16 protein-coding genes are annotated in these 20,676 nt (G+C 63.0%); 8 read left to right on the top strand and 8 right to left on the bottom strand.

Annotated features, from left to right (window positions below; translation table 11 throughout):
* The first annotated feature begins 46 nt into the window (after positions 1-46).
* Genes aroQ through aat form a run of 4 tightly spaced genes read left to right on the top strand, consistent with a single transcriptional unit; the run spans position 47 to position 3,003 of the window.
* Positions 47-493, top strand: coding sequence for a type II 3-dehydroquinate dehydratase (gene aroQ, locus JHL16_RS07165; protein ID WP_200184193.1), 447 nt, complete (start codon positions 47-49; stop codon positions 491-493).
* A gap of 8 nt (positions 494-501) precedes the next feature.
* Positions 502-1,002 carry an acetyl-CoA carboxylase biotin carboxyl carrier protein gene (accB, locus tag JHL16_RS07160; RefSeq protein ID WP_200184192.1) on the top strand — a complete coding sequence of 167 codons (501 nt, stop codon included), beginning with the start codon at positions 502-504 and terminating at the stop codon, positions 1,000-1,002.
* A 4-nt stretch (positions 1,003-1,006) separates the two neighbouring features.
* Positions 1,007-2,350, top strand: a complete 1,344-nt coding sequence (accC, locus tag JHL16_RS07155) for an acetyl-CoA carboxylase biotin carboxylase subunit (protein ID WP_200184191.1) — start codon at positions 1,007-1,009, stop codon at positions 2,348-2,350.
* A 5-nt stretch (positions 2,351-2,355) separates the two neighbouring features.
* Positions 2,356-3,003, top strand: a complete 648-nt coding sequence (gene aat, locus JHL16_RS07150; RefSeq protein WP_200184190.1) for a leucyl/phenylalanyl-tRNA--protein transferase — start codon at positions 2,356-2,358, stop codon at positions 3,001-3,003.
* Here the strand turns inward: aat and JHL16_RS07145 are convergent, their stop codons facing one another.
* From JHL16_RS07145 to JHL16_RS07120, 6 genes are all read right to left on the bottom strand, one after another.
* A complete protein-coding gene (locus JHL16_RS07145) occupies positions 3,004-5,025 on the bottom strand; it encodes an amidase (RefSeq protein ID WP_210345962.1) in 2,022 nt (673 codons plus the stop codon).
* A 27-nt stretch (positions 5,026-5,052) separates the two neighbouring features.
* On the bottom strand, positions 5,053-5,496 hold the full coding sequence (locus tag JHL16_RS07140) for a DUF2155 domain-containing protein (RefSeq protein WP_200184189.1): 444 nt from the start codon (positions 5,494-5,496) through the stop codon (positions 5,053-5,055).
* Entirely contained in the window at positions 5,493-6,254 is a 762-nt protein-coding gene (locus JHL16_RS07135; protein WP_200184188.1) for a class I SAM-dependent methyltransferase, read from the bottom strand. Before JHL16_RS07135 ends, JHL16_RS07140 begins: the two co-directional genes overlap by 4 nt.
* The gene (mlaD, locus tag JHL16_RS07130; protein WP_200184187.1) at positions 6,251-6,760 is read right to left on the bottom strand and encodes an outer membrane lipid asymmetry maintenance protein MlaD; all 510 of its coding nucleotides are present in this window, start codon (positions 6,758-6,760) and stop codon (positions 6,251-6,253) included. Before mlaD ends, JHL16_RS07135 begins: the two co-directional genes overlap by 4 nt.
* Positions 6,761-6,851: 91 nt before the next feature.
* The gene (locus JHL16_RS07125; protein WP_246770824.1) at positions 6,852-7,250 is read right to left on the bottom strand and encodes an NADH:ubiquinone oxidoreductase subunit NDUFA12; all 399 of its coding nucleotides are present in this window, start codon (positions 7,248-7,250) and stop codon (positions 6,852-6,854) included.
* Positions 7,251-7,308: 58 nt separating this feature from the next.
* A complete protein-coding gene (locus JHL16_RS07120) occupies positions 7,309-9,324 on the bottom strand; it encodes a bifunctional DedA family/phosphatase PAP2 family protein (protein WP_200184185.1) in 2,016 nt (671 codons plus the stop codon).
* 306 nt (positions 9,325-9,630) lie between these two features.
* On the opposite strand from JHL16_RS07120, the gene JHL16_RS07115 reads away from it, so the two are divergent.
* The 3 genes from JHL16_RS07115 to JHL16_RS07105 all read left to right on the top strand — a co-directional run bounded on the left by JHL16_RS07115 (position 9,631) and on the right by JHL16_RS07105 (position 16,906).
* A complete protein-coding gene (locus JHL16_RS07115; RefSeq protein WP_200184184.1) occupies positions 9,631-11,181 on the top strand; it encodes a DHA2 family efflux MFS transporter permease subunit in 1,551 nt (516 codons plus the stop codon).
* Positions 11,182-11,290: 109 nt separating this feature from the next.
* Positions 11,291-12,820, top strand: coding sequence for a DUF4153 domain-containing protein (locus tag JHL16_RS07110; protein ID WP_200184183.1), 1,530 nt, complete (start codon positions 11,291-11,293; stop codon positions 12,818-12,820).
* A 384-nt stretch (positions 12,821-13,204) separates the two neighbouring features.
* Positions 13,205-16,906 carry a vitamin B12-dependent ribonucleotide reductase gene (locus JHL16_RS07105; protein ID WP_200184182.1) on the top strand — a complete coding sequence of 1,234 codons (3,702 nt, stop codon included), beginning with the start codon at positions 13,205-13,207 and terminating at the stop codon, positions 16,904-16,906.
* Positions 16,907-17,722: 816 nt separating this feature from the next.
* On the opposite strand, the gene JHL16_RS07100 is transcribed toward JHL16_RS07105, so the two are convergent.
* Both JHL16_RS07100 and JHL16_RS07095 read right to left on the bottom strand, forming a co-directional pair.
* Complete coding sequence (locus JHL16_RS07100) at positions 17,723-18,379, bottom strand: ceramidase domain-containing protein (RefSeq protein ID WP_200184181.1); 657 nt, start codon at positions 18,377-18,379, stop codon at positions 17,723-17,725.
* A gap of 82 nt (positions 18,380-18,461) precedes the next feature.
* The gene (locus JHL16_RS07095) at positions 18,462-19,187 is read right to left on the bottom strand and encodes a L,D-transpeptidase (protein WP_200184180.1); all 726 of its coding nucleotides are present in this window, start codon (positions 19,185-19,187) and stop codon (positions 18,462-18,464) included.
* Positions 19,188-19,434: 247 nt separating this feature from the next.
* On the opposite strand from JHL16_RS07095, the gene JHL16_RS07090 reads away from it, so the two are divergent.
* Positions 19,435-20,643, top strand: a complete 1,209-nt coding sequence (locus tag JHL16_RS07090) for a hypothetical protein (RefSeq protein WP_200184179.1) — start codon at positions 19,435-19,437, stop codon at positions 20,641-20,643.
* Positions 20,644-20,676 lie beyond the last annotated feature (33 nt).

Here is a 20,676-nt window from a genome sequence, read left to right as displayed (position 1 = left end):
GCGTCCAGCCTTCCCGAAGCACGTCTGACCGCCTATAAGCGCTCTCATGAAACCTGTTTTTGTCATAAACGGGCCCAACCTGAACATGCTTGGGCTGCGCGAACCCGACGTTTACGGCCACGAGACCTTGGCCGGGCTCGAGGAACGCTGCCGGACCAAAGCCAAGGCGCTGGGCCTCGATATCTCCTTTCGGCAGAGCAATCTGGAAGGGGAAATCGTCACCTGGATTCAGGAGGCGCGCAGTGCCGCGAGCGGCCTGGTCCTCAATGCCGGCGCCTATACGCATACCTCGGTCGCCATCCATGATGCGCTACGCATCGCCGAGTTGCCCTTGATCGAAGTCCACCTCACCAATATTTACAAGCGCGAGCCGTTCCGGCATCACAGCTACGTCTCCTCGGTCGCCAACGGTGTCCTATGCGGATTCGGCGGCCATGGTTATGAGCTCGCGCTCGACGCAATTCACAGAATCCTGACGGTCAAGAAGGGGTAAGACAGACCATGCCCTCGAAGAAGAATCCACCACCCGCCAAGCCGAAGGCCCAGGCCCCCGCTCAGTCGAGCGAGCTCGGGTTGATCCGCGACCTCGCCGACCTGCTCAACACGACCGGTCTCACCGAGATCGAGCTGGAGCAGCGCGGCGTGCGCGTCAGGGTCTCGCGCGGCGGCAACACCGTCTATGCGGCGGCCCCCGCCCCGGCCCATATGGCGCCGGCCGCGCCAGCTGCAGCACCGACGGCGGCCCACGCCGCCACGCCCGCCATTCCGGTCGATGCGGTCAAATCGCCCATGGTCGGCACCATCTACCGGGCAGCGCAGCCCGGCTCTCCCAATTTCGTCGAGATCGGCACTGAAGTGAAAGCCGGCCAGACGCTTCTCATCATCGAGGCCATGAAGACGATGAACCAGATCCCGGCGCCCCGCGCCGGCAAGATCACGCAGATCTACGTCCAGAACGGCAGCCCTGTCGAATATGGCGAAGCTCTCGTGCTGATCGAGTAGCGCGATGTTCGACAAAGTCCTCATTGCCAACCGCGGCGAGATCGCCCTTCGCGTGATGCGCGCCTGCCGCGAGCTCGGCATCCACACTGTCGCCGTGCATTCGACGGCCGACGAAGAGGCGATGCATGTCCGGCTCGCCGACGAAAGCGTGTGCATCGGCCCGCCGCCGGCGCGCGACAGCTATCTGAATATTCCCGCCATCGTGGCAGCCTGCGAGATCACCGGCGCCGAGGCCGTGCATCCGGGCTATGGTTTCCTCTCCGAGAATGCCCGCTTTGCCGAGATCCTCGAAGAGCACAAGATCAAGTTCATCGGCCCCTCCTCGGCCCATATCCGCACCATGGGCGACAAGATCGAGGCCAAGCGCACCGCCAAGGAGCTTGGCATTCCGGTGGTGCCGGGCTCGGAAGGTGGCGTCAGCGAAATCAGTGAGGCAAGGCGCGTCGCTAAGGACATCGGCTATCCGGTGCTGATCAAGGCGACGGCGGGCGGCGGCGGGCGCGGCATGAAAGTGGCGCGCAGCGAGGCTGAGCTCGAAAACGCCATCCAGACGGCGCAGACCGAAGCCAAGGCCGCCTTTGGCAATGGCGATGTCTATCTCGAAAAATATCTCGAGAAACCGCGCCATATCGAAATCCAGGTGCTTGGCGACGGCCAGGGCCGCGCGGTGCATCTGGGCGAGCGCGACTGCTCGCTGCAGCGGCGCCACCAGAAAGTGTGGGAGGAAGCCCATTCCCCCGCCCTCAACGCGGCGCAGCGCGAGCAGATCGGCGGACGCGTGGCCAAAGCCATGCAGAAGCTCAGCTATGAAGGCGTCGGCACGGTCGAGTTCCTCTACGAGAACGGCGAGTTCTATTTCATCGAGATGAACACCCGCCTCCAGGTCGAGCATCCGGTGACCGAAATGCTAACCGGTCTCGATCTCGTGCAGGAGCAGATCCGCATCGCCGCGGGCGCCTCGCTCAAATATGAGCAGGACGACATCACCTTCTCAGGTCACGCCATCGAGTGCCGCATCAATGCGGAAAACCCGACGACCTTCGCCCCTTCACCGGGGCGCGTCGAGAATGTGCATGTGCCGGGCGGTCTCGGCGTGCGCATCGATTCGGCCCTTTATGCCGGCTATCGCATCCCGCCTTATTACGACAGCCTCATCGGCAAGCTCATCGTATTCGGCAAGTCGCGCACCGAATGCCTGATGCGCCTGCGCCGTGTGTTGAGCGAGTATGTCATCGAAGGCGTCGAGACGACCATCCCGCTGTTCCAGCGTCTCGTCAGCGAACCCGACATCATCGACGGCCACTACGACATCCACTGGCTCGAGAAGTACCTGGCCAAAAATCCCTGACGCCGATGTCCTCGATCACGCCGCAAATCCTGCTCAAGGCTTATGCCGCCGGGATTTTTCCGATGGCGGAAAGTGCCGAGGACAATGCGCTCTACTGGGTCGAACCGGAAGAGCGCGGCATATTCCCGCTCGACGGGCTGCATATCTCGCATTCGCTGCGCAAGCGCATCCGCCAGCGTCGCTTCGACGTCAGGGTCGACACCGCCTTCACCCACGTGATGGCGGCCTGTGCCGAGAAGATGCCGGACCGCAAGACGACCTGGATCAATCAGCGCATCAAGTCGCTTTACGGGCAGCTCTACAAGATGGGCTGTTGTCATTCGGTCGAATGCTGGCGGCGCAACCAGCTGGTCGGTGGTCTCTACGGGGTGCGCATCGGCGGCGCCTTCTTCGGCGAAAGCATGTTTTCGCGCGAGACCGACGCCAGCAAGGTGGCGCTTGTCCATCTGGTGGCCAGGCTCAAGGCCGGCGGCTTCACCCTGCTCGACGCCCAGTTCACCACGCCACATCTCGAAAGCCTGGGCGCCCGCGCCATCAACCGCGCCGACTATCATGTACTGCTCGAGAAGGCGATCGAGCAGGATGCCGAGTTCTTCAAGTTCCAGGGCGACCGCGATCCCGAGCTCGTGCTGCGGCTGGCCGGCAAAGACTGATCAGATACCGCCGGTGACCGCGTAAGCGCCGGCGCTGCGGCCATCGGCGAGCCGGATCACGGCGGTGACGATCGAGCCGTAAGGCGCACGCCAGATACTATGAATCGCTTTGTGCTCCGTGGCCGGCACCTTCCGTCTCACCGTCCACACGAAACCATCGGCTGTGATCTCGGCCGGCGCGCCATTAACGTGAATCATCATCATGGCGCCCGCCAAATCGATGGGACCATCGGATGTCAGCTCAACGCGCGCCAGTACCTCATCGAACTCAGCGTTGAGTGATCGCGTCTCGGCGGCGACGGTCACCTTCAACTCAGCCGATGAAGATGATCCGATCGGCCGTGGCGTCGCGAAAATGTCTTCCGGCAATTCCGGTGTCCGCGGCGGGGCGGCACGCAACCGCGCGGTATGGTCGAATTCGGCGGCGAAGCGCAGGAGACGTGTATCGTCATAGGCCTTGCCGGCGATGGTAAGGCCGACCGGCATGCCGATATCGGCCATATTGCCCATCGGCACCGTCACGGTCGGAATGCCGAGATGGCGCCAGATGACATTGCCATTGGCGACCCAGGTGCCATTGCGCCAGGCGAGCTTCGCCGAGGCCTCGTTCACATCGGCATCGGCGAGGCCGACATCGGCGACGGCGGGAAGCACCACGGCGTCGAGACCGAGGCGATCCATCCACTCCTCGAAATCGACGCTCCGCGTGGCTTCGAGCCCCTTGAGGCCGGCTTCGATATCCGGAATCTCGGCGAGCGGACGCAAACCTTCCCGCGCCAGATCGACCATGTTCCGCAAGCTCGAATCGCTGCCATAGCGATCGGGAAGCGCGCCAGGTGGTTGCGGAAAAATCTTGTCGGCTTCGACGGAGGCGAGATCCGGCAAGGCCGGATCGCCATTGGCGCGCAGGAAATCATCGAAGGCCCAGGCGCAAAGGAGGCCCATTTCATGCGTCTCATAGCTCTCCGGCACCAGCCCCCGGTCGACCATCGATCGGGCGCCCGGCCGGTCGCGCTCGTAATTCGAGACCACCGGGAAATCGACCTCGACCACCTCGGCGCCGAGCGCCTCCAGCCTGCGGGCCGCCTGCTCCCACAGCGCGATCACCGAGGCTCTGGTCTCGATCGGCTCGCGCGCTTCGGTGTCGCGCCCTATGTACATACGCGGCACACCAAGCCGCATGCCCTTGAGCGCACCGGCGACGAGAAGCTCCTTGTAGCTCTCGGGGCGCAGCGCCGAGCTCGGCTTGATCTTCACCCAGGGCTGGACGCGCCAGAAATCACCGCGCGCGGTGTGGTCATCGGCGACGATCACGTCGAGCAGCTCGAAGAGATCGGCGACGCTGCGCGTATGCGGCACGACCACGTCCATCGTCGGCACCAAGGGCCAGTTGCCGCGTACCGAGATCACGCCGCGCGAGGGCGTATAGGCGACGAGCGCATTATTGGAGGCGGGTGCCCTGCCCGACGACCAGGTCTCCTCGCCGAGCCCGAAGACGGCGAAGCTCGCCGCCGTGGCGGTGCCCGAGCCGTTGGAGGAGCCCGAGGCGAAAGCGGCAGTCAGATAATCGCCATTGTAAGGGCTCTCGGCGCGGCCATAGACGCCGCGCTGCATGCCGCCATTAGCCATCGGCGGCATGTTGGTCCGGCCGATGAGGACGGCGCCGGCGGCGCGCAGGCGCTCGATGGTGAAGGCGTCATCCTGCGCCACGAGCCGCTCGAAGGCCGGCGAGCCCGAGGCAACGGTGAGCCCCTTGGTGCGATAGCTGTCCTTGGTGGTGTAGGGAATGCCATCGAGCGGACCGAGCAGCCTGCCCTCGCGCCGCCTCTTGTCGGAAGCCGCGGCAGCCTCGAACATCGACGGGTCGAGCACTGGAACGGCATTCAGCTTGAGGCCATGACGATCATAGAAAGCGATGCGGCGGAGACAGGCACCGACAAGCTCGACGCTGGTGACTTTGCCCTGCTCGAGCGCCTCACGAAGCTCGGCAATCGAGGCTTCGACGAGATGAAACGCCTTCAAGATGATCTTCCCCCTATATCCCCCTGATCAGTCTTCGGGCTCGCCTTCCTGGCCGCTGTCCAAAGGCTGCGTATCGGGTGTCTGTTCGATGACCGGCGGCGGCGCATTGGGATCGCGGCAGCCGGTCAGCCATACGTCATAGATCGGATGCTCCACCGCGCTCAAGCCCGGGCTTTCGGCGAACATCCAGCCGGAGAAAATCTTCTTGCGGCTATCGTCGGGCTCGATCTCCTCGACTTCCACGAAGGACGTCGTCTTCGGCTCTTCGGTGATGTCGCGCGTATAGCAGGCATCGGCTTTGACATAGAGCCCGCCGAAACGCTTTTCCTCGCCGATCTTGGCTTCGAATGTGGTGGTGAGGCCGGTGATCTTGTCGAGGCCGGCAAAGACGGCGATCGGATTGGAGATGCGCTCGGCATTGGCCGGCGCGGCCAAAACAAGCAGAGCTAGGACCGGCACGACACGCTTCATAATTTCTTGGCCTCGACACGCAAACGCACGTAATCCGCCGTCCAGTTCCCGGCCTCGTCGCACAAAGCAAAGCGCAGGAGATCCTCCGCCTCGCGCACCACCTCCTGGGACCGGGCGCCGAACTGATCGAAGAAAGGCTGGCGGAAAATGCTGAGCCAGGCGGCCATGCCGGTCTTGAGCCGCGTGGGCCTGGGAATGAGCGCGATGCGCTTCACTTCGAAACCGTCCTTTTCCAGCATCGCCTGATAGGCTTCGGTGGTGGGGAAGAACCAGGGATGCGCCAGCGCCGCGTCGACATTGTGGCGCCGCGCCACAGCCTCGAGCGCCGTCACGATTCCCGCGACATTGCCATGGCCGCCGAACTCGGCGACGAAACGGCCACCCGGCTTCAGCGCGCGCCGCACACCGGCGACGACACGTTCGGGCCGCGTCATCCAATGCAGCGCGGCATTGGAGAAGACGGCGTCGAATTCGTTTTCGAAGGTCAGCGCCTCGCCGTCCATGACCCGGACATCGAGGCCGCGCGATCTGCACGTGGCGACGAAGCTCTCGCTCGCATCGACACCGACGACATCGGCGCCCAAAGCGGCGAGTTCCGCCGTCAGGACGCCATCGCCGCAACCCAAATCGAGGATCCGTTCGCCTTTCCGGGCCGCCAGCCAATCGAGAACGCCGCCGGCGAGGTCGGAGACGAAGCGCGCATGCGTGTCATAGGTGGAGGCCGACCAACTCTGCCGGCGCGGAGCGTCAGCCGTCATTGCGGCTGCGTTTCCGGCGTAGGCGCCGGCGCTTGTGTGCTTTCGGCCGGCTTGTCGCCGCCACCCTTGCCCTCGAACATGGCCTTGGAGATCAGCGACCAGATGTCGACGGCGCCTTGCGTGTTGGTGATCTCGCCGCCATCGGCCAGGACGGTCTCCGACCCACCCGGATCGAGCGCCACGAAATTCGAGCCGAGCAGACCTTCCGACGTGATCTTGGCCGTCGTGTCGTCGGTGAGCTTCACCTTGGGGTCGATCGTCATGGTGATGACCGCCTGGTAATTGTCGGGATTCAGCGTCTGGCTGACCACCGTGCCGATCTTGATGCCGGCGAGGCGCACATCGGTGCCGGTATTGACGCCGGCGACATTGTCGAACTCGGCTTTGAGCCGGTAGCCGCCCGAAGCGGTGCCCGCCCCCGACGTCGAATAGGCGAAGACGAAGAAGCCGGCGGCGATCAGGATGACCAGAGCGCCAATGGCGGTTTCAACAGTGGTGTTCTTCATAATACGGTCCCTTGCGACCCGGCCATGTAGCGGTCTTTAGGGATTCGAGACAACCCGCAAATTGTGGCAGCAGCGAGCCGGAAAGGCCCGCTTATTCCGGCCGCCAGGCTTCGTAATCGGGCTTTGCCGGCTTGGGCGCAACGCTGCCGACGATGCTGCCGGGCGGGCGATAAGCCTGCGCGGTGCCGGTGAGATTCGGATGGTGCGGCTTTTCCCATTCGCGCGGCTGGTAGCCATTCTTGGTCGGCGGATTGGCGTCGCGATGATGCATCCAGCCATGCCAGCCGGGCGGGATCGCCGAGGCTTCGGCATAACCGTTATAGACGACCCAACGGCGTTCGGCGATCGACCGCGGCAGCGCCGAGGGCGCCCGATAGTAGCGGTTGCCGAACTGGTCCTCGCCGACGAATTCGCCCTTACGCCACGTATAGAAGCGCAAACCAAGGGTCTGCCCGTTCCACCAGGAGAATATCTGCTTCAGGAAGTCCATCACGTCGTCACCTTTCGGGTCCTGAATGGCTGAAATGGCGAGGTTTGTCCAGCCTGGGTCATTGCATGGCATCCACCAGCGTCAGGCCGTCCTTGGCCTCCAATCCGCGGACGGCGACGATCCGCACCCCCGGTATCGACCGCAACAAGGACGCGAAGGACTCGAGCTCGGCCGGCTGCGGTACCACCGCCGAAGGGACCGCATAGAGATTGAGGTCGTGGCGCAGGCGCTCACGCATCAGGCTCGCGACATAGATCGGATATGTCTTGTCGCCTTTGCCGATCATCACATCGGTCTTCCAGGCGCGCAGCACCAGGCGCTGATTGGCGTCGCCGGCAACCGGCTTGGTCCAGGTGAATTCGGCGGCGCGGCCGCGATGCAGTGCCGGGCGCGGCGCCAGATCGGCGAGGCTGCGGTTGGGGTCGAGATAAGCGAGGCCGAGCGTCCAGGACCACTTGCCCTGCTCGGTCCAGCCATCCTTGGCGAGCGCCTCGCTCAGCGGTGAGAGATCGCCCGCCCATTGCGCGGCGAATTTTTCCTCGTTGCGCCCGGCGAGATCGATACGCCGGCGCGACAGGCCGGCCCAGGCGCCGGTCTCCCACTGCTCCTGATCATAGAGAACGATCGCCTCGCGCGGCGAATACATCTCGGCATTGGCGGTGTAGTCACGATTGATATGGATCGTGCCGGCGGCGAGGAAAGCGAGAAGGACGGCGATGCTCAGGCCGATGGGCTGGAGGCGGCGCGAGGGCACCGCCTCGATGGCGATACCGAAAGCGGCGATCATCGCGGCGCCGAAGAGGAAGCCGCCGAGGACGTCCGACATCCAATGGGCACCGAGATAGATGCGCGAATAGGCGATGGCGATGACGACGATGCCGACGGCGGCGAATACCACCGCCTTGCCCCAGCTGCGCAAGCCATGTGTGACCAGCACCGCGAAGACGCCGAGCGTCACGGTGGCGAAGGTCGTGTGGCCGGAGGGAAAGCTGAAGATCTCCGGCAGGCCGGTCAATTCCACCGGGCGCGGCCGCTGCAGCCACAATTTCATCAAGGGCACGAAAAGTCGCGCCGCCAGTATGGTGACGAAGGCCGCCCCGGCGATGCGCCATTCGCGTCGCCAGACCAGCCAGAGTACGATGGCGATGCCGACGGTCCCCATGACGGCGCCGTCGCCCAGCATGGTCACCATGGTCATGATTTCGTCGGCCGGCGCATTGCGCAGGCTCTGCATCATGTTGTGGATCGAGAGATCGGTATTGATCAGCGCCGACTGGCCGAAGACGCTGCTCATGATGTGGAGGAAGGCGATGAGCGCCGTCACCGCCAGAGCGGCGAACAGAATGATCGACAGCGATCCCGGATGCGCCGGCGAGATCACGGCGCCGATGCGGGGCCAGAAGCGGCCCGGCTGCCGCTCCGCCCAGGCGGCGAAACGGTCTTGGCCGCGTTCGATGATCGGCCCGAGGCCGCCGATGAAGAGCCGGATGAGCCAGCCGGCGACCGCCAGCAGCACGAGCAGCACCAGAAGGACGATCAGCAACCTTTCGCTGAGCTCGCCCGCCATGGCCAGCACCTGGCCGAACAGCATGCCCGGCGCCACATGCGCCAAGGCCCAGAACAGGCCCGACGAGACATTGATGACCGCGAAATAGACCTGCCCCATGCCGAACATGCCGACAATGCCGGGCACCACCGCCTTGACTCCCGGCACGAAGCGACCGATGGCGATCGACTTGCCGCCATGCTTGCGCACGAAGTCCTCGCCGCGCGCCACCAGGACCGGATAGCGGTTGAGCGGCCACAGCGTCTTGAGCCGCTCACCGAACAGGCGGCCCGCCCAATAGGATAATTGATCGCCCAATATGGCGCCGATAGCGGTTGCCGCGAAAACCGGCCAGAATTCAAGATGCCCGGTGCCGACCAGCATGCCGGCGCCGACCAGCACCGCGGTCGAGGGCACGAACAGGCCGATGATGAGCAAGGCCTCGCCGAAGGCGATCAAAAAGACAATGGCGATCGCCCAGCCGGGATTCTGGGTGAAGAAATCGAGATAAGGCTGAATATACTCCATGCGGCCAGCGGCTCGTTAAGTCGGGAAGGTCACAGGGATATTACGATGCGGCGCATGCGACAGGCGGGACATGCGCCGGACTTACCAAGAACCTCATGTCAAGAACAAGGCAGCGCCTCTTCACGATTGCGCGGGTTGCGCCGAGGATAGCGGGTTCCAGGCCGCTGAATGACTTAAAAAGCTGCAACAATATGAACAAAAATCGCATGATCGGAGACTACGCCGAATCACGCGTGAGCGCCAAGCTCGAATGAAAGCCGCCTCTCTGCTATTCAAGACGTCCTCTCACCTCATTGTGATCACCCGATGACCGACGTTTCTCCCGATCGACCACATGCCGGTGCCGCCACCTGGGCCGGATTCGCCGCCATGTGCCTCGGCATGTTCATGGCGATCCTCGACATCCAGGTCGTGGTCACCTCGCTCGCCGTCATCGAGAAAGCGCTGGCGATCGGCGCCGACCGGATGAGCTGGATCCAGACGGCCTATCTGATCGCCGAGATCATCGCTATTCCGCTCACCGGCCTGTTCATCCGCGCGCTCGGCCTGAAGCGAACCTTCATCATCGCGCTCAGCGTCTTCACGCTCGCCTCGATCGCCTGCGCCTTCAGCTTCGATTTCACGTCCCTCATCGCCGCCAGGGTTATCCAAGGCTTTGCCGGCGGCGTTCTTATCCCGCTCGTCTTCGCCGCGGTCTTCCTGCTGTTTCCGAAATCGAGCGAGGCGCTCGCCACCACCATCGCCGGCATGGTGGCGGTGCTGGCGCCGACGCTCGGTCCCGTGGTCGGCGGCTGGATCACCGAAACGACATCCTGGCACTGGCTGTTCCTCATCAATGTCGTGCCGGGGATCATCGCTCTTTTTGTCGCCGCAAGGAGCTTCGCGCCCGAAACCCGCGACATCTCGCATTTCAAGCGGCTCGACTGGCTGTCGCTCGCCTGCCTCGCTCTCGGGCTCGCCGCTTTCGAGATCGCGCTCAAACATGCGCCCGACGATGGCTGGCTGTCCGGTACGGTGCTCGGCCTTCTCGCCGCGACCGTCATTCTCGCCGTCTTCTTCATCCGGCGTACGCTCACCCATGACAATCGCATCGTCGACATCTCGCTGTTGCGCCGGCGTAATTTCGCCGCCGGCTGCGTCCTGAGCTTCGCGCTCGGCGCCGCGCTCTTCGGCATGGTCTATCTGATGCCGGTCTTCCTTTCCTTCGTGCGCGGCCACGGCCCGTTGCGCATCGGCGAGATCATGCTGGTGACGGGCGCCGCCCAACTCCTCATGGCGCCGATCGCGGTGCAGCTCGAAAAACGTGTCGATGCGCGCCTCCTGACCGTGGCCGGCTTCCTTGTCTTCGCGCTCGGTCTCGCCTTGAGCATGAACGAGACCACCGACACCGACTATTATGAGATGTTCTGGCCGCAGGTCATCCGCGGCGCGTCGGTCATGCTGTGCCTCCTGGCGCCCACCCACATCGCTTTGTCGCAGCTGGCGCCGAGTGAGATCGGCGACGGCAGCAGCCTCTTCAACATGATGCGCAATCTGGGCGGCGCCATCGGCATATCGCTGATCGACACGGTGATGTTCACACGCGGCCCCGAGCACGCGGACATGCTGACCGAGAAGCTCAAGGCGGGTGACCCGGCGACGCTCGAGCTCTTCGGCCTGACGCCGGCCGATGTCGAGGGCGGGCTCGATTCGATGCGGCTCATGGATCTCCTGCCCGATCTCGAGAAACAGTCGCTGGTGATGGCGATCAACGATGCCTGGATGCTCCTGGCGCTGATCACGGTGGTCGGTCTCGTGGCACTCTGCTTCGTGCGGCGGGTGGATAACAGCACCGGGCCCCGTTCCGGCCTTCACTGATCGCTGCCCCAATCATTCCGCAATTCCACCGCCGGATTGCCGCCGGCGCGTCTCGCAATATCCGCGAAGCCGTCCCCTGATGCAGTCATAAAACAAGAGGGACGGTCAGATGACGAGCTTCAACGGCCTGGCGCCGGTTGGACGTGCTTTTCTCCATCACTTCACCTCGCGATTCTGGACCAAGGCGGTCGCCGCTCTGGTGCTGGTGCTCCTCGCCGACGCGTTGTTTCTCAGGCCCCAGGGCTTCATCGCCGGTTCGACGCTCGGCCTCTTCGCCGCGAGCCTTCTCGCCATCGTCTGGCTGATGCGCGTGCCGCGCCCCGGATCGTTCGACTATGCGCTGGGCATCGCCGCCCTTGGTCTGTGCTTCGCCTTGTTCAACGATCCCGGTCCCCTGGCCGCGATCCTGCTCTGGTCGGCGCTCGCCCTCCTCGTGCTGCGCCCGACCTTCAGAAGCCCGGCCGATGCCCGCGATCTCGCCCTCAAGCTCGGCATCTTCACGCTCACCATGTCGCTGTCCCCCTTCCGCGATCTGGGGCTTCTGCGGCTCGCCAGCAGACGTCATCGGGCGCAAGCCATCAAGCTCGCGCCTCTGATCCTGCCTGTAACGGCGGTTCTTCTCTTCGGCCTGCTCTTCATCTGGGCCAATCCGATCCTCGAGGATTTCGCAACATCCTTCGACGGCGGCAGCCTGTTCGCGGTCCTGACCATAGACCGCCTGATACTCTGGGCCTTCACCGGCATGATCGTGTGGAGCCTCCTGCGTGCCAGCGCCATCTATCTGCCGAAGGGCGCCGACTATGAAGCCGAGAAGGTCGACGGGCGCATCGTCCGGCTGTTCTCGGTCCAGAGCGTGCTCATCGCCCTCATCCTGTGCAATGCCATCTTCGCGCTTCAGAACGGGCTCGATCTCACCTATCTGTGGGCCGGCGAGACGCTGCCCAATGGTTTGACACACGCGCAATATGCCCATCGCGGCGCCTATCCGCTCATCCTGACGGCGCTGCTCGCCGGCGCTTTCGTCCTAGTGGCGCTGCGCCGGGGAGCGCCCAGCGAGCATGACGTCCGCATCCGTGCGCTCATCTATCTCTGGCTGGCGCAGAACGTCTTTCTCGTCGCCTCGGCGATACTGCGCACGCTCAATTACATCGAAGACTATTCACTGACGTTCCTCAGGCTATCGGCGCTGATCTGGATGGGGCTCGTCGCCTTCGGCTTCGTTCTCATCGTGGCCCGCATTCTTATGGGCAAGTCCGGGCGCTGGCTCATCAATGGCAATGCGCTGGCGGCGGTCGGCGTGCTTTATGCCATGGCCTTTGCCGATCTTTCGGGCTTCATCGCGAGCTACAATGTCCGCCATGCGGGCGATGTCGGCGGTCGCGGTCAGACGCTCGACATGCCCTATCTCGCCAGCCTGGGCCCCGCGGCTTTGCCGGCCTTCGATTGGTTCATTTCCCGGATGCGCGATGCGCCACAGGCCGTCGCCGCCATGCAGTATCGCCAGACGCTCCATGACGAGCTTGCGCTCAAACAGCAGGACTGGCGCTCATGGACATGGGCCGGTCAGCGCCTTCTTGCCTCTTTGCCGCCGTTACCCGCCCCGCGCATGTGGCAGGCACCGCAGCGTAACGTCCCTTGAGAATCGGGGCTTTTCGGGCCTTTTCCCAGTCAAGCGCAAGGTTTCCTTGCCGGGGTCTCCCGAATCGTGGCGCACTCTCGCTTGTCCGCAGACCGCCGTCAACCTGTGGACACAAGATGTTGTGTTAAGATTTTGGTTACACACTAACTGTTGACGTTCTCATGACGATGTAATAGATTGAGTCTTGAGGCTGAGGGGTACGGAGAACCGGGGCAAAAGCCGGCTCTCACAAGTTAAAAAAACCCAAAATAATGCTGCTTGATCCGCGAGGCGTTGTTTCGCGGATAGGGAGTACTGCGTCGTCAAACACGGGTGAACTGAAGCCGGTGGGTGGATTCTTGCGCGTCCGCCCGTGGGCCAACATTGAAGAAGACGAGGGATATCATGAAGATCGAGCGCCGCTACACTAAATCTGGTCAAGACGCCTATCACGGGCTGGATTTCCGAAAGGCGGTGAGCGAGATCAAAAACCCCGATGGTTCCATCGTGTTCCGTCTGGCGGACATCGAAGTCCCCTCTTCCTGGAGCCAGGTCGCCTCCGACATCCTGGCGCAAAAGTATTTCCGCAAAGCGGGCGTCCCCGTCGCCCTGAAGCGCGTCGAAGAGTCGACCGTTCCCTCGTGGCTCTGGCGCTCGGTACCCGATGATGCGGTCGTGGGCACCCTCCCCGTCAAAGAGCGCACCCGTGGCGAAGTGAGCTCGAAGGAAGTCTTCAACCGTCTCGCCGGCACCTGGACCTATTGGGGCTGGAAGGGCGGCTATTTCGACGGCGAGGAAGACGCGCGCGCCTTCTATGACGAGATGTGCTTCATGCTCGCCACGCAGAAATGCGCTCCCAACTCCCCGCAATGGTTCAATACCGGCCTGCATTGGGCCTATGGCATCGATGGCCCCGGCCAAGGCCACTACTATGTCGATTTCGAAACCGGCAAGCTCGTCAAGTCGAAGTCGGCCTATGAGCACCCGCAGCCGCATGCCTGCTTCATCCAGTCGGTCGATGACGACCTCGTCAACGAAGGCGGCATCATGGACCTGTGGGTTCGGGAAGCCCGTCTGTTCAAATACGGCTCCGGCACCGGTTCCAACTTCTCGAAGCTGCGCGGCGAGAACGAGAAGCTCTCGGGCGGCGGCAAGTCCTCCGGCCTCATGAGCTTCCTCAAGATCGGCGACCGGGCGGCCGGCGCCATCAAGTCGGGCGGCACCACGCGCCGCGCCGCCAAGATGGTGGTGGTCGACATCGACCATCCGGATGTCGAGGACTATATCGAGTGGAAGGTGAAGGAAGAGCAGAAGGTGGCGGCCCTCGTCACCGGCTCGAAGGTGGTGCGCAAGGCGCTCGCCGCCATCATGAAGGCCTGCGTCAATTGCGAAGGCCCCGGCACCGACTGCTTCGAGATCGAGAAGAACCCCGCCCTCAAGCGCGCCGTCAAGGATGCGCGCCGCAATATGGTGCCCGACAACTACATCAAGCGGGTCATCCAGTTCGCGCGCCAGGGCTATACCGATATCAGCTTCGACACCTATGACACCGATTGGGACGGCGAGGCCTATCGCACCGTTTCCGGCCAGAACTCGAACAATTCGGTGCGCGTCACCGACGGCTTCCTCAATGCCGTCGAAAGCGACCGCAACTGGGACCTGATCTCACGCCTCACCGGCAAGACCACCAAGACGACCTCGGCACGCGCGCTGTGGGACAAGATCGGTTATGCCGCCTGGGCATCGGCCGATCCCGGCATCCAGTTCCACACCACGATCAACGACTGGCACACCTGCCCGGCCTCGGGTGAAATCCGCGCCTCCAACCCGTGCTCGGAATATATGTTCCTCGACGACACGGCCTGCAATCTCGCGTCCCTCAACCTGCTGCAGTTCCGTCAGGCGGACGGCGTCTTCGACGTCGGCTCCTTCGAGCATGGCGTGCGCCTGTGGACCATCGTCCTCGAAATCTCGGTGCTGATGGCGCAGTTCCCGTCCAAGGAGATCGCCCGGCTCTCTTACGAGTTCCGCACGCTGGGCCTCGGCTTCGCCAATATCGGCGGCCTCCTGATGACCGCCGGCATTCCCTATGACAGCCATGAAGGCCGCGCCATTTGCGGCGCCCTCTCGGCGATCATGACCGGCATCTCCTATGCGACCTCGGCCGAGATGGCCAAGGAGCTGGGCCCCTTCCCCGGCTTCGAGAAGAACCGCGACCACATGCTGCGCGTGATGCGCAATCATCGGCGCGCCGCCTATGGCGCCGCCGTCGGCTATGAAGGGGTCAAGACCGCGCCGGTGCCGCTCGATGAATTGAGCTGCCTCGACAAGGCCCTCATCACCCATGCGCGCGCCGCCTGGGACAAGGCCGTGACGCTCGGCGAGGCGCATGGCTACCGCAATGCGCAGTCGACCGTCATCGCGCCGACCGGCACGATCGGCCTCGTGATGGACTGCGACACGACCGGCATCGAGCCTGATTTCGCTCTGGTGAAGTTCAAGAAGCTCGCCGGCGGCGGCTATTTCAAGATCATCAACCAGGCGGTGCCCGAGGCGCTGCGCACGCTGGGTTACGGCGTGGACGAGATCGATACCATCATCTCCTATGCGGTGGGCCACGGGTCGCTGGCCGACAGCCCGGCCATCAACCATGCGGCGCTCAAGGCCAAGGGCTTCGGCGACGCCGAGATCACCAAGATCGAGGCGGGACTGGCTTCCGCCTTCGACATCAAGTTCGTGTTCAACAAGTTCGTGCTGGGTGAAGGCTTCTGCAAGACCGTCCTCAAGCTCAGCGACGAGCAGCTCAACGATTTCAGCTTCGACCTTCTGAGCCATCTCGGCTTCACGAAGACCGATGTCGAGCGCGCCAATGTCCATGTCTGCGGCGCCATGACCCTCGAGGGTGCGCCCGGCCTCAAGAATGAGCACCTGCCGGTGTTCGACTGCGCCAATCCGTGCGGCCGGCTCGGCAGGCGTTATCTCTCGGTCGACAGCCATATCCGCATGATGGCGGCGTCCCAGCCCTTCATCTCGGGCGCCATCTCCAAGACCATCAATATGCCGAACGACGCCTCGGTCGAGGAATGCAATGCGGCCTATATGCTGTCCTGGAAGCTGGCGTTGAAGGCCAACGCCCTCTATCGCGACGGCTCCAAGCTCTCCCAGCCGCTCTCGGCCCAGCTCATCGAGGACGATGAGGCTGAGGAGGATCTGGCCGAGCAGCTCGCCGGCAAGACCCAGGTGCAGCGCGTCGAGACCATCGTCGAGAAGATCGTCGAGGTCATGGTCAAGCGCGACCGGGAAGTCATGCCGCAGCGCCGCAAGGGCTATACCCAGAAGGCGATCGTCGGCGGCCACAAGGTCTATCTGCACACCGGCGAATATGAAGATGGCCGCCTCGGCGAGATCTTCATCGACATGCACAAGGAAGGCACGGCGCTGCGCGCCATGATGAACAACTTCGCCATCGCGGTGTCGACGGGCCTGCAATACGGCGTGCCGCTCGAGAAGTTCGTGGAGGCCTTCACCTTCACCCGCTTCGAGCCGGCGGGCCTCGTCCAGGGCAACCAGTCGATCAAGAACGCCACCTCGATCCTCGATTATGTGTTCCGCGAGCTGGCGGTCTCCTATCTCGGCCGTCACGACCTCGCCCATGTCGAGCCCTCCGATATCGGCTTCGACGCGCTGGGCAAAGGCGTGGACGACGGCAGCGCACCGCCGCCGGCACCGCTGCCCGCCTCCAGGGTCCTGTCGTCGGGCTTCGTGCGCCGCAACCTCAACACCCGCAATGTCGTCGTCATGCCGACGAGCGCGCCGGTGAGCGGCTCGCCCGCCCACGCGCTACAGATGCGGGCGACCGAGAGCTACGGCACCTCGGCGCTCGCCGTCGCCGAGGCCCGCGTGGCCGAGGTGCATGTGCATGAGCATCACGAGGAGCACGTGCATGTGCATGCGGCACCCCAAGTGATGGAGTTCGACCGGCGCACCGAGGCCCGGATGAAGGGCTATGAGGGCGACAGCTGCAACGAGTGCGGCAACTACACGATGGTGCGCAATGGCACCTGCCTCAAATGCGACACCTGCGGCTCGACGAGCGGGTGCTCATAAGAGGTGAGCGCCGCATAATGGCGATCTGAGAATGGCCGGGCATGTCCCGGCCATTTTTTTGCGGGCAATCGCCTCCCGGAAATTGTCCGTCATCGGTCGAAATGATGGCGATGGCAGTCGTGTTCGCCAAAATTCGAGGCACCGATTCCCCTCCTTGCGCGTCGCCGAGCGCAGCTTCGGAACGGCTCCAACGGTCGGATTCAGCTTCCGGAGCCCGTCTTCCACAAATATTTTTACAGGCGTGACTTTGCCGCCACAGTCAAAAACCGGCCTCCGAAGGGCCTCGGCGAGGTCGATTCAGAGCCCTGTTCCGTATACGGATCATACCAAGAAAACACTTGATTCCGGCTCGATTCCCGTGAATCCGAGGCTTTTTCATCCGTCCACGGACAAAAACTACGATTTCTCAATGTTTACCGGTTGTTAGCTGATTTCTGATGACATACCAGATGTGGTCGGCATATTGCCGAATCACACAAACAGGTAGACAACACGTTGCGATGACGGTCTGACAAATGTTGATTCCTCATGGGTCATCTGTCGATCGTTTGATGTGAGGCTTACCTGCGTTATTGGGGCTCTAATTTAACCAGGAGAAATAGATATGGCTGCGAAGAAAGCTGCTAAGAAGAAAGCTGCTAAGAAGGCTACGAAGAAGAAGGCCGCCAAGAAGAAGACCTAATCTTCTTTAGCGATACTTCAGGACTGGGCCCCGGACGGCATGCGCCTCCGGGGCCAGTTCTTTTTGTGGAGCACGCGGCGCGCCGAAATGCTCCCCCGGATATGGCAAGAGCCCCGTCGTCACGCCTTGCCGCTTCAGACCGGCTTACGACTACCGTAGCGGATCGCCGCCTCGAGATAGAGCGCCAGGACGACGCCGTTCAGAATGTGCCAGACGAAATGCGTGCCGATCGGTAAAAGCGAGCACAGCACGATGTCGGCGGTGCGGAAAATCAGCGACACGAACAGGACCGTCGAGGCGAGGCTCACATTGAGATGGGCCGGATGGCCGCGGCGCAAGAGCTCGATCGAAACAAGCACGCTCGCCACTAGCGCCGGCAGATAGGCGCCCGAGCCGTTCATGAAGCCGGGCGGCAGGATGTTTTCGGCGACAAAGGTGATGGCGAACAGGACGATCAGGGCGCCGGCGATCTTCCACCAGGCGAAGCCCAGGAAGCGGCGCAGGGCGAAAGCCAGGTAGCCATAGATGAAGACCGTGATCGGCAGCACATCCGCCAGCACCGACCATTGATTGGCGAAGGTGTGGAAGGCCAGGCTGCCGAGACCGATCACGAAGACGAGCGCGATGAGGAGCCAGATGACCGGCTCGCGGTTGCCCCGCCTGAGCGCCGCCCGGGCGGCCCAGATCGCCGCGATGATGAAGGCGGCATTGCTCAGCGTATTGAGCGGCTCGGCCAGGAGGCCGGGATGCAGGCGTTCGCAATAAGAGTCGATCGGCGCAAACCAGTCCATGAGAGCCCCTCAAACTCGCGATCATTCTAACAAAAAAGCCGCGGGAAATCCCCGCGGCTCATCTTACCCGGATTCGCCAGGTCTATTGATAGACATAGACCCGCGAGCCGACGGCGACCCGCTCATAGAGATCGATCACGTCGGAATTCATCATGCGGATGCAGCCGGAGGACACCGCACCGCCGATCGAGGCGGCATTGTTGGTGCCATGGATGCGGAACAGGGTCCCTGAGATATACATGGCGCGGGCGCCCAGCGGGTTGTTCGGACCGCCTTCCATGTAATCCGGTATCTTGTTGCCCTTGGCGGCTTCACGCGCGATCATCGTCGCGGGCGGGCGCCAATCCGGCCATTCCTTCTTCATGCCGATCTTGGAATTGCCGCTCCACTGGAAGCCGTCCTTGCCGACGCCGACCTTGTAGCGCAGCGCCTTGCCGCCCGGCAGCACGTAATAAAGTGCGCGCTCGGGGGTGCGGACGACGATCGAGCCCGGCTTGTACTGCGCATCGGCGAAGGAGACGGTCGAACGGGTGGTCCGGTCGCTCACGCCCGACATGGAACTCCGGCTGACCCGCTTCGTATTGAACAGGCATTCGAAGAAACCACCGCAATCGCGCCGTGTGGTCACGCGGCGCTCTTTCTTGATCTCAGGCTTCTTCTTCTCGACGACCTTCTTCTTCTTAGGCGCCGGCTTCTCGTCCGCCACCGTGATGTTGGACTTCACATTCGGCGTCGAGGCCTGCACCTGTCCCACCGCAAGCCCCGTCACGGCCAGGACAGCCGCAACGCCGATCCACAATTTCCGCATATTAACCCCTTGTTAAGAGACAGCCCCGTCTCGAGTGGAATTATCCGCGGCGGACATTAATCCTTCGTCTTTGACGTTTCAACTGGCCAGAGGGCCGGGATTTTCCACCCTTACCCGGCCCGCCTGGCACCATTTCGGGCCGGCCAAATCGCAACTTCGCCACGAGTTCGCCATTGGATTTTCCCATCGCTTGACCTAATGTCTGCCGCCCGGGTGGGGCATTCAATATTTTTCAAGAGGTTAGGATATGAGATTGGTCAAGCGCTCGGCGCTCGTTTTGATTCTCGCTACATCCCTGGCGGGTGCGACGTCTGCCTGGGCGGCCGAAGAGCCCCCGCTTGTCAGCGCGATCCTGAAGAACTGGGAAACCCAGCTCCAGACCAAGCCGACCTACAAGTCGGTCACCACCGGCAGTGACGGCTCGGTCGTCATCGACGGGCTCTCCGCCAATATGCAGGCTCCTGGCGAGGACGAGGGCAAAATGTCCCTCAATGTCGCCAAAGTGACGCTTAGCGGCATCACCGACAAGGGCAATGGTCTGTTCGAGGTCGCGGCCGCCGAATATAATGACACCACCATCGAAGTGGGCAGCCGCGAAGGCAACTTCACCATCTCGGTGCCGAAGAGTTCGGCCGAATACTGGTATGTCAAGGCGCTGGGCGACAATCCGAGCCCGACCGACCTGCTGCGCGCCAGCATGAATGTGGCCAAGAAGATGAGCTCGGGCCAGATGACCCTTGCCGCGGGCGGTCACAATTTCACGGCCGACGGCTATGAAATGACCTGGGACGGCGATCCGGTCACCGGCGCCGGCAAGAGCGACTTCAAGATCAGCAATATCACGGTCCCGGAAGCCGCGGTCGCGGCGCTCGACAGCTCAGGCACGCTCAAGCAGCTCGGCTACTCGACTCTTTCCTTCGACATCGGCGGCAATGGCACGATGGATATCGGCTCGGACAAGATGGGCTTCGATTTCGACATCGCCTATGCCGGCAAGGACATGGCCACGCTCAAGATCGGCGCAGGCGCGGGTGAGATCCCCCTCGCTTTGGTCGGCCAGCTGCAAAAGCTGAAGGACGAGGCGCAGCCGGATCCAAGCGCCCTCATGCCGCTCGTCCAGGGCATTCAGGTCAGCCGCGTGACGCTCCGCTTCGAGGACAAGTCGATCACCAAGAAGGTGCTGCCGCTCCTCGCCGCCATGCAGGGCATGGATGAAGCGACCATGGTCGCCAATGCCGGCGCGATGCTTCAGCTCGGCCTCGCCGAGCTCAAGAACCCGGCTTTCACCCAGAAGGCGGTCGAGGCGGTCAATGCCTATCTCAAGGATCCGCGCTCGCTCACCATCGTGGCCAAGCCGGCGCAGCCGATCACCGTCCAGCAGATCATGACGCTCGACCCGAACAATCCGGGCGCAGCACTCGACCAGCTGGGCGTCAGCATCTCCGCCAACGACTGATTGGCGCCACCATCATCGAACGACAATGGCCGG

Source organism: Taklimakanibacter albus (assembly GCF_016595235.1).
Taxonomy (GTDB): Bacteria; Pseudomonadota; Alphaproteobacteria; order Rhizobiales; family Aestuariivirgaceae; genus Taklimakanibacter; species Taklimakanibacter albus.
Note: the sequence above shows the minus strand (reverse complement) of the source record. Positions and strands in the feature narration are given on the sequence as shown.